The 14383-nt window shown below is 47.3% G+C and carries 15 protein-coding genes; 3 read left to right on the top strand and 12 right to left on the bottom strand.

Going from position 1 to position 14383, the window contains the following annotated elements; all coding sequences use genetic code 11:
* Positions 1 to 25: 25 nt before the first annotated feature.
* Positions 26 to 1186, bottom strand: a complete 1161-nt coding sequence (gene trpB, locus ACUN27_RS00830; protein ID WP_326063038.1) for a tryptophan synthase subunit beta — start codon at positions 1184 to 1186, stop codon at positions 26 to 28.
* A gap of 287 nt (positions 1187 to 1473) precedes the next feature.
* On the opposite strand from trpB, the gene ACUN27_RS00825 reads away from it, so the two are divergent.
* A complete protein-coding gene (locus ACUN27_RS00825) occupies positions 1474 to 2133 on the top strand; it encodes an FMN-dependent NADH-azoreductase (protein ID WP_315954365.1) in 660 nt (219 codons plus the stop codon).
* Here ACUN27_RS00825 and ACUN27_RS00820 read toward each other — a convergent pair.
* On the bottom strand, positions 2113 to 2469 hold the full coding sequence (locus ACUN27_RS00820) for an HAD domain-containing protein (protein ID WP_315954364.1): 357 nt from the start codon (positions 2467 to 2469) through the stop codon (positions 2113 to 2115). The two genes, ACUN27_RS00825 and ACUN27_RS00820, sit on opposite strands and share 21 nt — an antisense overlap.
* A gap of 532 nt (positions 2470 to 3001) precedes the next feature.
* Positions 3002 to 3574: a Crp/Fnr family transcriptional regulator gene (locus ACUN27_RS00815; RefSeq protein ID WP_315954580.1), complete on the bottom strand. Its 573-nt coding sequence runs from the start codon at positions 3572 to 3574 to the stop codon at positions 3002 to 3004.
* 116 nt (positions 3575 to 3690) lie between these two features.
* On the opposite strand from ACUN27_RS00815, the gene ACUN27_RS00810 reads away from it, so the two are divergent.
* On the top strand, positions 3691 to 4653 hold the full coding sequence (locus ACUN27_RS00810) for an NAD(P)-dependent alcohol dehydrogenase (RefSeq protein ID WP_315954363.1): 963 nt from the start codon (positions 3691 to 3693) through the stop codon (positions 4651 to 4653).
* 32 nt (positions 4654 to 4685) lie between these two features.
* Here the strand turns inward: ACUN27_RS00810 and rlmH are convergent, their stop codons facing one another.
* From rlmH to ACUN27_RS00795, 3 genes are read right to left on the bottom strand one after another with little or no spacing between them, the layout of a single operon-like run.
* Positions 4686 to 5165, bottom strand: coding sequence for a 23S rRNA (pseudouridine(1915)-N(3))-methyltransferase RlmH (gene rlmH, locus ACUN27_RS00805; protein ID WP_315954361.1), 480 nt, complete (start codon positions 5163 to 5165; stop codon positions 4686 to 4688).
* A 58-nt stretch (positions 5166 to 5223) separates the two neighbouring features.
* Entirely contained in the window at positions 5224 to 5391 is a 168-nt protein-coding gene (locus tag ACUN27_RS00800) for a CxxH/CxxC protein (protein WP_127454029.1), read from the bottom strand.
* Positions 5392 to 5424: 33 nt separating this feature from the next.
* Positions 5425 to 6648 (bottom strand): S1C family serine protease, encoded by a 1224-nt coding sequence (locus tag ACUN27_RS00795; protein ID WP_315954360.1) that lies wholly within the window; start codon positions 6646 to 6648, stop codon positions 5425 to 5427.
* A 182-nt stretch (positions 6649 to 6830) separates the two neighbouring features.
* Between ACUN27_RS00795 and ACUN27_RS00790 the strand changes: the two genes are divergently transcribed.
* Positions 6831 to 7040: a hypothetical protein gene (locus ACUN27_RS00790; RefSeq protein ID WP_235959445.1), complete on the top strand. Its 210-nt coding sequence runs from the start codon at positions 6831 to 6833 to the stop codon at positions 7038 to 7040.
* Here the strand turns inward: ACUN27_RS00790 and ACUN27_RS00785 are convergent.
* The 6 genes from ACUN27_RS00785 to ACUN27_RS00760 form a co-directional block, all read right to left on the bottom strand.
* The gene (locus ACUN27_RS00785) at positions 7009 to 7809 is read right to left on the bottom strand and encodes an MBL fold metallo-hydrolase (protein WP_445558243.1); all 801 of its coding nucleotides are present in this window, start codon (positions 7807 to 7809) and stop codon (positions 7009 to 7011) included. The genes ACUN27_RS00790 and ACUN27_RS00785 overlap by 32 nt on opposite strands.
* Positions 7810 to 7879: 70 nt before the next feature.
* Positions 7880 to 8704 (bottom strand): two-component system regulatory protein YycI, encoded by an 825-nt coding sequence (gene yycI, locus ACUN27_RS00780; protein WP_315954359.1) that lies wholly within the window; start codon positions 8702 to 8704, stop codon positions 7880 to 7882.
* A gap of 40 nt (positions 8705 to 8744) precedes the next feature.
* Complete coding sequence (locus tag ACUN27_RS00775; protein ID WP_445558242.1) at positions 8745 to 10034, bottom strand: YycH family regulatory protein; 1290 nt, start codon at positions 10032 to 10034, stop codon at positions 8745 to 8747.
* Positions 10031 to 11863 carry a cell wall metabolism sensor histidine kinase WalK gene (gene walK, locus ACUN27_RS00770; protein WP_315954357.1) on the bottom strand — a complete coding sequence of 611 codons (1833 nt, stop codon included), beginning with the start codon at positions 11861 to 11863 and terminating at the stop codon, positions 10031 to 10033. The genes ACUN27_RS00775 and walK overlap by 4 nt, the downstream gene beginning before the upstream one ends.
* Before the next feature lie 2 nt (positions 11864 to 11865).
* Positions 11866 to 12585: a response regulator YycF gene (gene yycF / locus ACUN27_RS00765; RefSeq protein WP_127454036.1), complete on the bottom strand. Its 720-nt coding sequence runs from the start codon at positions 12583 to 12585 to the stop codon at positions 11866 to 11868.
* 135 nt (positions 12586 to 12720) lie between these two features.
* Entirely contained in the window at positions 12721 to 14265 is a 1545-nt protein-coding gene (locus ACUN27_RS00760; protein ID WP_445558241.1) for a peptidoglycan DD-metalloendopeptidase family protein, read from the bottom strand.
* Positions 14266 to 14383: the final 118 nt, after the last annotated feature.

Below are 14383 nucleotides of genomic sequence, written 5' to 3'. Positions count from 1 at the left end.
GTCCTATTGGACGCCCTTCTTCTCTCTATTTAAGCATTTGATAAACTTGCTCGACATCCTTATCTCCGCGGCCTGACAGATTGACGATAATAATTTGATCTTCGCTCATCGTCGGCGCCAACTGCTTCGCGTAGGCAACTGCATGCGCGCTCTCTAAGGCAGGAATGATTCCCTCCGTGCGCGACAGTTCTTGGAAGGCTTCCAGCACTTCCTCATTCGTGACCGTTGCATATTCAGCCCGGCCCGTCACCTTCAGGTGGCTATGCTCCGGCCCAATGCCCGGATAATCCAGCCCCGCGGCGATGGAATAGGTCTTCTTCGGCTGTCCTTCCTCGTCCAGCAGCACTAAACACTTAAAGCCGTGGATGATGCTCGGAACGCCTTGGGTCAAAGACGGAGCCTGATCGGGCTCGACCCCGATTAAGCGAACGCTCGGCTCGTCGATGTAATGAGCGAACGCGCCGATAGCATTACTCCCGCCGCCTGTGCAGGCCACCACCGCATCCGGTAAACGGCCTTCTTTCTCCACAATCTGCCGTTTCGATTCTTCACTAATAATGGCCTGGAAGTGCTTGACCATCGTTGGAAACGGATGCGGACCGACAGCGGAGCCTAGCAAATAGAATGTATTTTTATAATTGCGAACCAGATCGTCCAATGCCTCATCTACCGCATCTTTCAATCTTCCTTGTCCTTTATGTACCGGTACAACCGTCGCACCCAGCAGCTCCATACGGAACACATTAAGCGCCTGCCGACGAGTATCCTCAGCTCCCATATAGATGATGCATTCCATTTTAAACATAGCGCAAGCCGTTGCCGTAGCAACACCATGCTGTCCGGCACCCGTCTCAGCAATAATCCGCTTCGCCCCCATCCTTTTAGCAAGCAGGATCTGGCCAATTGCGTTGTTGATCTTATGCGCTCCGGTATGATTTAAATCCTCGCGCTTTAAGTATATTTTCGGCCCTCCCCAAGCTTTGGTCAGCCGCTCCGCATACGTTAATGGATTCTCACGTCCAACATATTCGCTTAGATAATAACGAAGCTCTTCCTTAAACTCCGGATCGTCTCTAAACTTGTAAAATTGCTCACTCAAATAACTCAACACTTCCTGTAATTCCGGCGGGACGAAGCTGCCGCCAAACTCCCCAAAGTATCCCTCTTGCTGCAATTGTTGGTCCATAAGTAAGCGCCTCCATTTTATAAGATAGGAATGGTACTCTCTCCTAATATCTTACCATAATTTTCTGGTGTCGTATTTAAAAGAAAATAGGCAAACTATGTCCTGAGGCTCGGCCAACGAATGCGCTAGTGCGGGAGATAAAAAACATAGCAGCACCGATTTCATTTTGTTTATTTACATAAATTTCTTGGTTTAATAAATTGACATGTAATTGGGGAAGTTATATTATGGACTATATAAATCGACGATTAATTGGATCTATAATATATTCCTAGGAGGAAATATACATGAGTAAATTACTTATCATCAATGCACACCCGGATTTTGATTCCAAAACCTCTGCAAGTCTCGATGTATTTAACTATTTTCTGAAAGTATACAAAGAGAAGCATTCGAATGACGAGGTTATTGAACAAATTAACCTATACGACGACGAAGTACCCGCACTTGATAAAAATGTATTGAGCGCATGGTCGAAACTAGCGGAAGAGAAAGAATTAACTAGTCAAGAAAAAGAAGTAACAGATCGTATGAATACCCTGCTACAGCAATTCAAAAGTGCTAATAAATACGTCATTGTATTTCCAATGCATAACTTCAGTATCCCCTCGAAACTAAAGGATTATATAGATAATGTTATGATTGCGCGGGAAACATTTAAATATATCAGCCCCCCAATGAGTAACGGAAGAGCATCCATCGGACTTCTTGATGATGGAAGAAGCGTCGTTACCATTCAAGCCAGTGGGTCCATTTACACCAATAATGACTTTTATTCTGAACTGGAGTACTCGAATAAATTTTTGAAGTCCATGTTTGATTTAATGGGAATTGAAGATTTTGAAGCGGTGCGAATTCAAGGAACAGCATTTTTGGACAGAAATGAAGTGTTGCAAAAGGGATATAAAGATGCTGAGGAGCAGGCTTTAAGATTGGCGGCTAAGTAAGATATATAAAAGCAAAAACCACTTCTTATTATAGGAGTGGTTTCTTACATCTATAACACAATCCTCAAGACCATTAGCCTTGAAAATTGATTGTAGTTGAACCAATGTTCTTCCTTCTCTCCATGATGATGAAATGATGTTTTTTGCTCCAGTGGCATTAAGTATCTCGATGAGATTTTGAACGCAGGTCTTGTCGAACGTGTGACCAAAATACTTACCACTTGGAGTTAAAGAATTTGTAGTCACTAATACTCCGTCAATATTTAAGAAGATTACCTTCAAACAAAAAAATTGATCCCTGTAACAGAAGTCATGTGTGCGTGGGGAGTAAATCATAATGAACGGCTATAAGCCTCCATCAACATCATCGCGGCTTGCACGATTTCAGCCGGCGGAGCGTCCGGGCCAATCAATCGCGCGGTCATGCAGAATCCTTCCATCAGCAACCTCTACCAAAAACCGCTAGGGTAATCTCATGCTACTTCAAAAGTTCTTCGTGATTTTCCCTAAGGTGTCCCTCTATAACTTGCAAATAGAGGGATACGATGGTAAGCACGAAAAACTTGGAGAAGAAGGCTTCAAAAACTATATCTCTTCAATCCTAAATCGTAACTGATAACCGCCATCCTACTCTCTTCAAGAGTCCACCAAACAAAGCGGCCTCTTTTTAGTTTCTGAGCTTTACAAGCAATAATGCTTCAAATTTCGCCCTACTTGTGATAAGGCTCTCCGAGTTGTCTATAACGGCAAGTTTGAATGGCACCTGGGAGGGTGCCCTTTCTGTATTTCCAGGCTCGTCTATTGACTTAAATCAATGCAAGGAAACATCCCCCTAGTTACAATTACGGTATTCGGACCCGTTTAAGTCTTACTGGATTCTCTTCTTAATTCGGCTTAGCGACTCCGGAGTAATGCCGAGATAACTGGCCAATTGATGTTGGGGTACACGGTCGATTAGAGAGGGGCGTTTCGTTAGAAGTGTTTTGACGCGTTCTTCAGGCGAAGAAGCGATATAAGCAGCGAATTCCTCTTGGACCTGACTAAAGTTCTCCTCCATCATCCTGCGGGTCATTGATTCCAATTGAGGGTGCTTATTGTACATGTCCTTTTCCTTATCCAGATCGCCAACGACCATTACCGAATCTTCTGCGCACACGAAAGTAAAATCGGAAGACTTGTCTGGTTTGTGATGATTGAAAATCGCGATGGCTTGCTCTTCGGTATAAAAATTGGATGTGACTTCTCTACCCTCTTCATCGATCGAATACTGCCTTACGCAGCCTTTCAAGATGAAATAGCATGCTGTAGGAATATCTCCTTGTTCAAAAAGAACGTCTCCTTTTGTAAATTCTTCTATGCGAATTTCGTTCACTATGGCTTGCTGATCTTCCTCGTTAAGAGAAGTCCATCTCGAAATGTATTTGTATAGGATGTCTTTCATCATCTCTTGCCTTCATCTCCCTGTCGCCCGTTCTTTCTCCTATCCATTTTCTACCACAGGGGAGCCTCTTGTAAATGTCCGTTGAAGTGAAATTTAATGCTAGGAGGGGAAAACCCATGAAAGCCATGGTTCAAATCTCGTATGGTTCGCCGGAAGTGATTGTTCTGCAACAAATCGCGAAGCCTTCGCCTGGAAACAAGGAGCTTCTCATACGTGTCCAAGCTGCCAAGGTAGGGCCGTCGGACTGCGCTTTTCGCAAGGGTAATCCGTTTATGATTAAACTGATTTACGGGTTATCCAGACCGAAATTTGCAATAGGAGGAACCGAGTTAGCTGGAGTGGTCGAAGCGGTCGGAAGAGAAGTACAGCATTTTAAGCCAGGGGATCGCATCTTGGGGATGAGCGTCAAAAACTTCGGTGCTTACGCCGAATATAAGTGTCTTTCCGAAGAGAGCCCTCTTGCGGTTATACCGGACAGCCTTACCTTTGAAGAAGCCGTCGGCGTCTGTGACGGAGGCGCCACCGCATTGACGTTTCTAAGGGATAAGGCAAAATTGCGGGAAGGACAGAAAGTGCTGATTAATGGCGCCTCAGGGGCCGTCGGTATCTACGCTGTGCAATTGGCCAAATACTATGGCGCTGAAGTAACCGCTGTTTGCTCTGGAGGCAACGAAGGTCTGGTCAGAAGAGCAGGGGCAGACTTCGTTATTGACTATACCCAGGAAGATTTCACGAAGGCGGACAAAGCCTATGATGTCGTTTTTGATGCTGTAGGCAAACGCTCCTTCTCAGCAAGTAAGCGAGTGCTAACGGCTAAGGGGATTTATCTGACTACCGCACCTAGGTTGTCTATCCTTCTGCAAATGATGTGGACATCTCTGTTGAAAGGCAAAAGGGCTGTTTTCGCAACAGCCGGGCTTATGCAAAACCAATCGAATTTAGCGTTTCTCATGGAACTCGCCAACAATAGAATACTGAACGCCGTTATCGATCGTCGATATCCTTTGGAGTATCTGCCAGATGCCCACAAATATGTAGAGACCGAACGTAAAAAAGGTAATGTGCTAATTTGGTTCTGAAGCCAACGTTACCTTACGCTCAAAACTTGCCTTTACTTGTGGTACGGTTCCCCCCGATTTATCCGCATAGCGCGATAAATCTGCTCGACCAGCACCAGCCGCATCAACTGGTGCGGCAGCGTCATGCGGCCAAAGCTCAGCCGCATATCCGCACGGCGCAGCAGCTCGCTAGAGAGCCCCAGCGAGCCGCCGATCACGAAGGCCACCTGGCTCCGCCCATAGGTGGCCAACTTATCGAGCGAGGCCGCCAGCTGCTCGCTTGACCACATCTCGCCGTCGATGGCCAACGCCACGACGTACACATCCGCGCCGAGCTTGGCCAGCAGCCGCTCGCCTTCCTTCACGCGCACCTGCTGCTCCTCAGCTGCGCTCATGTTCTCCGGTGCCTTCTCATCCGGCACCTCAATCATTTGCACCTTGGCATAAGGCCCAAGGCGCTTGACGTACTCCGCGATCCCATCCACAAGATAGCGCTCCTTCAACTTCCCAACCGTTAAAATCTGTATCTGCATAAACGAATACTCCCTTTCTTAATCTATTCAAAAACAAAAAGGAAGGCCTCAGCCTTCCTCATACAACTAGAAATCGCGCCAACTCCTGGCAATGCTCACAATGGGAAGGAGGCTCCCAGTTCGCGAAGTGGGTTTTCAGCAAATCCACAACATCCGGCGCTTCCTCGTATTCATCGACAAACTCATCAATCGCGATTTCCACATGATCCTTACAAACTACGTGCATGCAACTACCTCTCATCCGCATTGTTTCTATATCTTATTTATCTGTTGCTTCCACTAACGTTACGACCGCATTCATCTTCTTGCCGCCGCGATAGTACGTCACGTTCACTTTATCACCAATATGTTTCTCATTGTATAAATACTTACGCAGCGTGATCGTACTATCAATCTTCCGGTCATCCAACAGCACGATGACATCCTGCGGTTTCAGACCTGCCTCTTTGGAAGGGCCAGATACTTCGAAGACGATAACTCCAGTTTTCACATCTGCGGGCAGCTTTAATACATCCGTCCCTTTAAAAGCTTGCAATTCCTGCGTCGAGACACCCATCAGCGGTCTTTTGACCTTGTGATCGGTGATCAAGTTATCGATTATCGGCTTAGCGCTATTAATAGGTATCGCGAAACCTAACCCCTCAACGCCGGTATCCGAAATTTTCATAGAGTTAATCCCAATCACTTTACCGTCGATATTGACCAGGGGTCCGCCGCTGTTACCTTGGTTGATCGCCGCATCCGTCTGGATGACATCCATCTCCCAGTCATAATCCGTACCCTCGCGGGATAAAGAAACCGGTATCGTTCGCTTCGGTGACGAAATAATGCCCTGCGTGACGGTTGGCGAGAAGCCAAGCCCTAGCGGATTACCGACGGCAATCGCCATTTCGCCTGCGCGGAGCGTCTCGGAATCGCCAAATTCCGCTATAACCTTGATATCTTTGCCATCAGCTTCCAAAACCGCTAAATCCGTAATCCGGTCACGGCCGACCAGCGTAGCCTTGCGATGCTCACCTTGAAAATTCACGATTTCAAACTGGTTCCCATTTTCGACAACATGGCTATTGGTTACGATGCGCACCTTATCCCCATTCCGGGAAAAAATGACGCCCGATCCGATCCCTATCCCGCTCTCTTGACCCTTATCATCCTTCTTGGAGGAGATCACGCTGACCACAGCCGGCTTAATTTTCTCCGTTGCCGCCACGACAGAGTCGTTGATGTTCATAGGACGCGTCTCTGCATTCGCGACTGCAGCCGGTATCGCTATTGCATCGGAATGCGATTCCTTTTGACCCAAACCGCTAACTAAGCCAACAAGCAAAAGCATCGATAAAGCCCCGCCTACACCTGCGATAAGGGCCACATTTCGTCTGCGTTCCGTAAATCCTGCAAATCCTCCCGACCGTTTAGGACGCCACACAGGCTCTCGCTGCTTGGTTCTTTTGGTCGAATAAAAATCATCATCAAACAAACTCACAGGGTGTCCCTCCTTGCTGACAGGGGGCGGGTCATGCCGCTCTTGCCTCAGAATCTTATATTTGCAAAAAATAGGAATGTTTCGTTCCGTTCTTGCCTACAATAATAGTAAACCAAATCTCTCAAGGAATTACTAGAGTTAACAGTAACTTTAAATTAGAAAACCAAAGGAGAATGCACATTATGAATCGAATTCCATCCCATATGGACGAAATCAATATGATCGGGAAGCTCGCAGATCTCAAGGACAGCCTTTACCACCAATCCCTCGTACTTTCATCTCTCATTCAAACACTGATTGATAAAGGCCTGATCACACCGCAGGAAATACAGCTCAAATCCAAAGAAATCGACGCTGCACTTACTCCGAATCCAATACATCCCATTTCGTAGAACGGTCAAAATACGTATCCATTAATCGTAACTGCTTAGACTCCGGGGCGCGCTCTTGTACTATGTTATTCACCGTTAGCCTGGCCAAATCCATTAAATTATGGTCACGGCTTAAATGGGCCATATAGACGGACTTCGTCTTATTCGTCATCACGTCACAAAGCGCTTCTCCCGCGGCTTCGTTGGATAAATGCCCCTTATCCCCGAGAATGCGGCGCTTAATGCTCCAAGGATAGTGCCCTACGCGCAGCATGTCTACGTCATGATTCGTCTCTAGCACCAGAGCATCTGAATCTACAATCTTCTCTTTCACTTTCTCGCTCATATAACCGAGATCCGTGACGACACTTATTTTCTGCTCCCCATCATAAAAGCAATAACCCACCGGTTCCGCCGCATCATGCGAAATCCCGAACGATTCCACACGCAACGTACCGAATTCTTCGATGGTGCCTGTTTCCATAACCCGCTTGTTCTCTTCCGCAATCACACCGATTTGGCGGTCCAATTCCACCCACGTCTTCTCATTCGCATAAATAGGCAAATCATACTTACGCGCCAGCGCGCCTAGACCTTTGATATGATCCGAATGCTCATGTGTGATCACAATAGCGTCTATGGTATCCGCGGCAAGCTCGCGTTCCTTCATCAACGCCTCCATCTTCTTCGCGCTGAAGCCCACATCGATAAGCACCTTGGTCTCCCCATTGTCGACGACCGTCGCATTCCCCGTCGAACCGCTCGACAGCACTGTAAACCTCATACCCATCCTACCCTGCTCCTCTATGCATTCATGTACAAATGTTTTAGTTATTTATGTAAAACGCTGCGCTACCAATCTACTTCTTATCTGGCTTGTTCTTATCATCGTTGTTACTTGTACTTCCCGGTTTGCTACCTTCTGGTGTTCCAAATGGAACGGGCTCCGACCCTTTTTGCGGAGACTCCACCGCGCCGTTGAACGCCTGCAGATAATAAATATCGTGATTATCGATCGTAATCCGCCAGTGCGGGAACATCGGCTGTGTCTGGGAATTGTAAGGCTGTCCATGGTACCCCAGTCTGACCTCCGTGATAATCGAGCCTTCACTTAAATAGTTGTCTACAAGGCTGCGCACCGCTAACTGAGCGGGAATCAGCTTTTGCTCCGTTTGTTCTACTCCTGATTCTACTTCAACGTAGGCTTGACGGTAACTGGTAATTTCTCCATTTTCCTCATTCAGCTCTACCGTCACATCAAATAACGGAAGCTTGCCGTACAGTTGATTAAATACATAAGTACCATTCGTTCTTACCGCTGAATCCAGCTGATACAGGTTAAAATTCGGAATTTCCGACTGAGCCTGAACTTCTTTGCTTGCTCCTTTGCCTAGCAACGCGCTCATGCTCAACGGCGTTTTCAACATTTTCTTGTCCCCAGGCTTTATACTATCGTCATATTTCACCGTAATAACCTTCAGCTTCGTAACATCCGTCGGCAATTCATCGGCTAATCGAATATTTTTACTGTGGAGTGCGCGATTCAGCTCCTCGATCGTCCCTGACGTGTCTAGCGAGATTTCCGTCTGATTGGAGCGATTGGTGGACCACAGCTGGAAGCCAAGAATCATATTGAGCAGCAAAAAGGAGCAAATCAGGATCGTTTTGGCCCTGCTCCAATTCATGGTCTCACCAACCTTTCCATAAAGATAGTTTTAATCAACCTTATTCGATGAAATCATACGTGCCATCTCGCAGCTCCAACGCCCATGCGGGGACTAACGTGAGGGTCTTTTCCGAGACAACCGGATGATATGCCGGAAAAATAGAGACGATACTGGACCGCCGCTGATAATACTGCAACCGTTCTTCTAACGCGTCACCGGATAATATTTCCCCGTCACGCCGCTGAGCTGTCTTCAGATCCGGAATAATCATCGACCGTTCGAATCCAGAGATGATTCCCTTCTGTACCTGCATTTTCAGAAAACCATAGCCTTCAGGTTGTGACGTCACAATCGGCAAAGATTCATAATACTGACGGAACGTGAAGGCCTGATTGTCAAAAAGCTGCTTCTGTGGTGTACGAGCCACCATATATTTACCATCCCAACCGATATGCTGGTTGATAAATTTAATGCCGGCCAGCAAGTTTTCGAGCACTTCGCTTTTGCTCTCCACAGGGGCCACAGGGTCGGAGTACGTAATCCACCGCAGGTCACGATTAAGCTGAAAACCGCGTTTGCTGTCCGTGTAGATTTCCGATCCATCGCGCTCTTTGAGATAGCGGGTGATGCCAGGATCTACGAACAGGCTTTGCTTCAATTGATCCGCTGTAAGCAGGGTGTAATTGAAAGTATAACTCGGCAGCCTGAGCGCCTTCACCGGAAGATAGTAATCGCCGCTGTTCGTCGTCTTGTACAGATTCGTAACATCACCGAAGGCTGCAAAATTCTCCACGTCTTTACTTGTAAAATCGGCCCCGATTACCTCATACCCTACGCCTGGTGAATCCGTAAAGAAGAAAGCGCGAACATCTTCGTTATTGCCTTTCGAGTAAATCCATATCCGCGTCACTTTATCGTTATCCGCCGGCAGCTCGCCTTCTATCCGCAGCACCTGCTGCAAAATGGTGAACGGGATGCCGTCCCGGAACCGGATCTCGACGCCTTGCTGCTTATTGCGAACATCTTCCCAGTTCACGTTCACCAAATACATCGACGTCTTGCGGAAGCCCCTAAAGCTCCGCTGCTTAATGTTATCGAGCAGTCTTGTATAGTAATAATTCGTGGGATACAGTACGGAATGCTGTTGATTGCCCAAATGGACAATGATTTGATCAGGAAAAAGCATATCCTGCAGCTCTGCCTGCTTCCCAAGTGTCTCTGTCTGCACATAGTTACTTTGTTGAATTGGCTCAATCTTAGGCGGACTGTACGACGCCAGCAAAAAACTTTGATACAGCGAGGTACCAATCAGGATGATAAGCGCGATAGATTTTAAACTCTCAATCATAGCTCATCCTCCTCCTCTTGCTGAATCGGTAGCGTAAAGACAACACGGGTCCCTTGTCCCAACTCGGACTCTAAACTAATCGTACCGCCATGCGCTTTGACTATTTCCCGGGCAATGGACAACCCAAGTCCTGTACCGCCCATATTCCGAGAACGCGCTTTGTCTACGCGATAGAAACGGTCAAAAATGCGCGTCAAATCCTTCTTCGGAATCCCAATCCCATTATCCTGAACGGAAATTTCCAGCATATCCTTCTCGATTTTCCGTGCTTCCAGACGGATTGCGCCTTCATCGCCCGTGTATTTAATCGCATTGGACACCAGGTTATCGAGAACCTGATCTATTTTGTCACGGTCGAGCAGCAGGCCGGTTACGCCTTTCTCAACCCGAATCACAATCTCAATCTTGCGCTGCTGCAGCTGAAAAGAAAACCGATCGGCCACTTCCTCCAGCATCTCGCTCACAAGGGTTGTGGACTTGCTCATCATCGATTGCTTGGAATCCAGCCTCGATAAGTGTAAAAGATCCGTCACCAAGCGGATCATCCGCTCTGTCTCGCTGCGCGTCACGCTGATAAAGCGCGAGGCCAACTGCGGTTCCTCGATAGCGCCGTCATCAAGCGCTTCCAGATAGCTCTTGATCGTCGTCAGCGGCGTGCGCAGCTCATGCGACACGTTCGCGACGAACTCGCGTCTGGCTTGCTCCAGCTTCTCCTGATCCGTTACATCCTGCAGCACCGCAATAATCCCGCTCTGGCCTTCTCCCCGGCGATGAATCGGTGTGAATGTAATCCTTACGGATAACTGCTCATCATCATCCGGCAGTTCAATATTGAGAAGCGTCGTGCGCACCTCTCCCTGAAGCAGCCCTTGAATCGTTTCGTCCGGAATCCCGAGCACCTTGGAGATATCGAGGCCGATTGTCGTCTCTTCTTCCGCCTGCAGAATTTGCTTCGCCCTGCGGTTCAGGACGATGACATGGCCTTTATCATCCGTTGCAATGACCCCGTCGTTCATATTCGTCAAGATGGAGGCCAGCTTCTCCTTCTCCTCTTCATTGAGGGACAAGGCTTCCCTGAGCCGATTCATCATGAAATTAAACGTATGACCAAGCTGTCCGATCTCGTCGGTACCTTGAATAATGACCTGTTGATCAAAATTCCCCTCGGCGACCGCTGTCGCCTGTTTCGTGATTTCTTTGATCGGATTCGTAATCGTACTGGTGAGGATGACACCGAGAATAGCCGTTAATCCTAACGCAATCAGTGTACCCGAAATCAGGATGCGATTAATCGAACGAATCGTCTTATAGACATCCTCCATGGATGCAATCAGATAGACAGCGCCTAGCACACGAGCACCGCTACCCACCGGCTTGGCGATGATGACTTTCCGATAACCATCCTCGTCGGTGAAGATCCGCTGGTTGTCCTTGATCCCTTGCAGCGCTCGGATGACTTCCGGCTGCGTATTTTTCTGCTTTAAATGACTGGGAACCGACGTGCTAATGACGTTCCCGTTGGCATCTATAATTTGAATTTCAGCATTATTAATCGAAAATAAATTGCTAACAAACTCGTTCAAATCCGCATACGTTTTCTTGCCTTCGGCAGCGTTCTTGCTGTCCTGATCTCCTGTGAGGTAAGACCCCACAAAACCCGCCAGCAGCGTAACCTGGCTATTGCGTGAAACCAAGAAGTCGTTCTTGAAGTACGTCTCCACCGTTTTGTAGAAATACACCCCGATAAGCTGCATCGCAATCAAAATAAGCAGGACATACACAATAATCAGCTTCGCTTGGATCGATTGAAAGAAGCGGATGCCCTTCATGCTCAGAAGCCTCCGGCTTTAGGGCTGCGCATTAAATAGCCAAGCCCCCTGCGCGTCATGATGTACTCCGGGCGGCTTGGATCCGTCTCCAGCTTCTCACGCAGCCGGCGTATCGTCACATCGACGGTGCGCACGTCGCCGAAATACTCGAAGCCCCACACCGCTTGCAGCAGGTGCTCGCGCGTCATCACTTTGCCGGAGTTTTTGGCCAAATATTGAATCAACTCGAATTCGCGATGCGTCAAATCGAGCGGAACCCCATCTTTATACACCATGTACATGTCGTTATCGATGAATAAAGCGTGAATTCGCATCCCGTTGCGCTGTGTATCCGACTCTGTCGGAGCTGTCTGTACTTTCGTCTGGCGGCGTAAATGCGCCTTGACTCGGGCCAGCAGCTCTCTTGTGCCGAATGGCTTGGTTACATAGTCGTCCGCGCCCATCTCCAGGCCAAGTACTTTATCCAGCTCGGTATCTTTGGCTGTTAACATAATAATCGGTGTGTTCAGCTTCGAACGCACCTCCCGGCACACATCCATCCCATCCTTCACGGGAAGCATGAGATCCAGCAATATAAGATCGGGCTGCTCGGAGAACGCAAGCTCTACAGCGCTTCCGCCATCATAGGCACAGACCACCTGATAGCCCTCTTTTTCCAAATTAAATTTCAAAATATCTGCAATCGGTTGTTCGTCATCCACCACGAGAATTTTCCCAAACAAACCTACCACCGCCTACTCCAGGATAAACTGCGAAGTCGTCCTATTCCTTGCATACTACCCTTTATTTTATCATATATTCAACTAAAAAGAGACAAGGCCCCCGAGTTGTCCGGTTTGACCTTGCCTCTATGTAAATTAACGATTTAAATACTTCAATGGATTCTCCAAGCTGCCGCTTTTGTGCACTTCAAAATGCAAGTGAACACCTGTGGAATCGCCAGTACTACCCATAATACCGATCACATCGCCTTTTTCAACGATCGAACCCTCGGTAGCAATAATTTTGCTCATGTGGCCATATAGCGTCTCGTAACCATTCAAATGATTAATAATCACATAATTGCCGTAATCTGATTTATATCCTGTTTCGGTTACTTTACCATTGTCGGCTGCCATGATGTTTTTGTTACCTGTAATATCGATTCCCTTGTGAAGCTTGCCCCAACGCACGCCGAACGTACTGGAAATACTCGGGGAAATAACAGGCCACGCGAATTTTCCTGTGCCTTCGCCTTTGACGACCTTGGTCCCTTTTTTCACCTTTGCCGTAACGGGTTTATCAATAATTTCTTCGTCCACCAGCTGCTCGTTGGTCATTAACCCATCGACCTTCGTCACTTGGATCGTCACCTTCTTCAGCCCGTTTTTGCCGGGTGAAATCGGTTGAACGACGCCTACGCGCTGCGAATCATCTTGCACATACTCCGTATCGTATTGAATCTCTTGATTCTTCACAATCTTCTCTGTCGTCTTGACGGACAGCTTGGGTTTAAGCACCGTAACATCAAGCTGATTGCCAATCTTCAGCTTATCATCCTGAAGACCAGGATTTTTATCATAGATGAATTGCTTCGTAATGCCTAATTTCTTCGCGATGCAGGAGACGCAATCTCCCTCAACTACCGTGTATTTCGCAGGCGTCACATCGCCAGTCGTCAACTTCTTCACAACATCTTCCGGTTTAGCCAAATCTTCTGGATTAATCGGCACTTCGACTTTATCAACTTTCTGAACGAATTCCACTTTCTCCAGCTCTGACGGCGCAGTGGAAATATCCTCGCCCTGGCTTGCAGATAGAACAGAGACCTTAGTTGTTTCCTTGGCTTTTGGTGTAAAAGGCGCACTGACTTGTTCCAAAATCTGATCAGCCGTTTGCTGATCCTTCACAATCGCGATGGTATTCCCATCTACCTTCAATTCGACCCCGACCGGTTGGGGCACTAATGCCTTATTAAGTGTGGCGATCACAGCTGAATCTTCCGTCACCGGATTGTAAGCCTTTTCAGGCGTGTAGGTGACACCGTTTGTCTTAAGAACGACATGAACATCTGGGAAATTCTTTTGCACTTCTTCTGGTCTTTGCTGCTTATATTCATCAATCAATTTATTATCGCTCACGACGCCGATTTCTTTGCCGTTGAGCATAACGTGATATACATTTACCATATTCGCTTGCACATACTGATGACCTGCAAACGTAATTGCCCCTGTTAGCGCTACCGCACCAACTCCCAGAACTAGAGACCATTTATGTCGTTTGATTACCGTTAGCGTCGTAGTTGTCGATACTTCTTCCAGCTGCTTGTCTGATATTGATTCATTTCCGGTCAAGCTTTCTCGCTTCGGCGCGAATCTCTTGATGAGATCCTGAACAAAGCGCATACCCCTGAAACCTGTCATGATCTTCTCCCTTTGAACGGTTTTGCATCCATGAAGTAATTATTCAAATACATCCTAATGATTAATTACTCCAAAATACATAAATAAACCTTAATTAGACATAATATCCGTGAAGATA

The sequence above is a fragment of the Paenibacillus sp. WC2504 genome, assembly GCF_052682475.1.
This window is presented reverse-complemented; position numbering and strand designations above follow the sequence as displayed.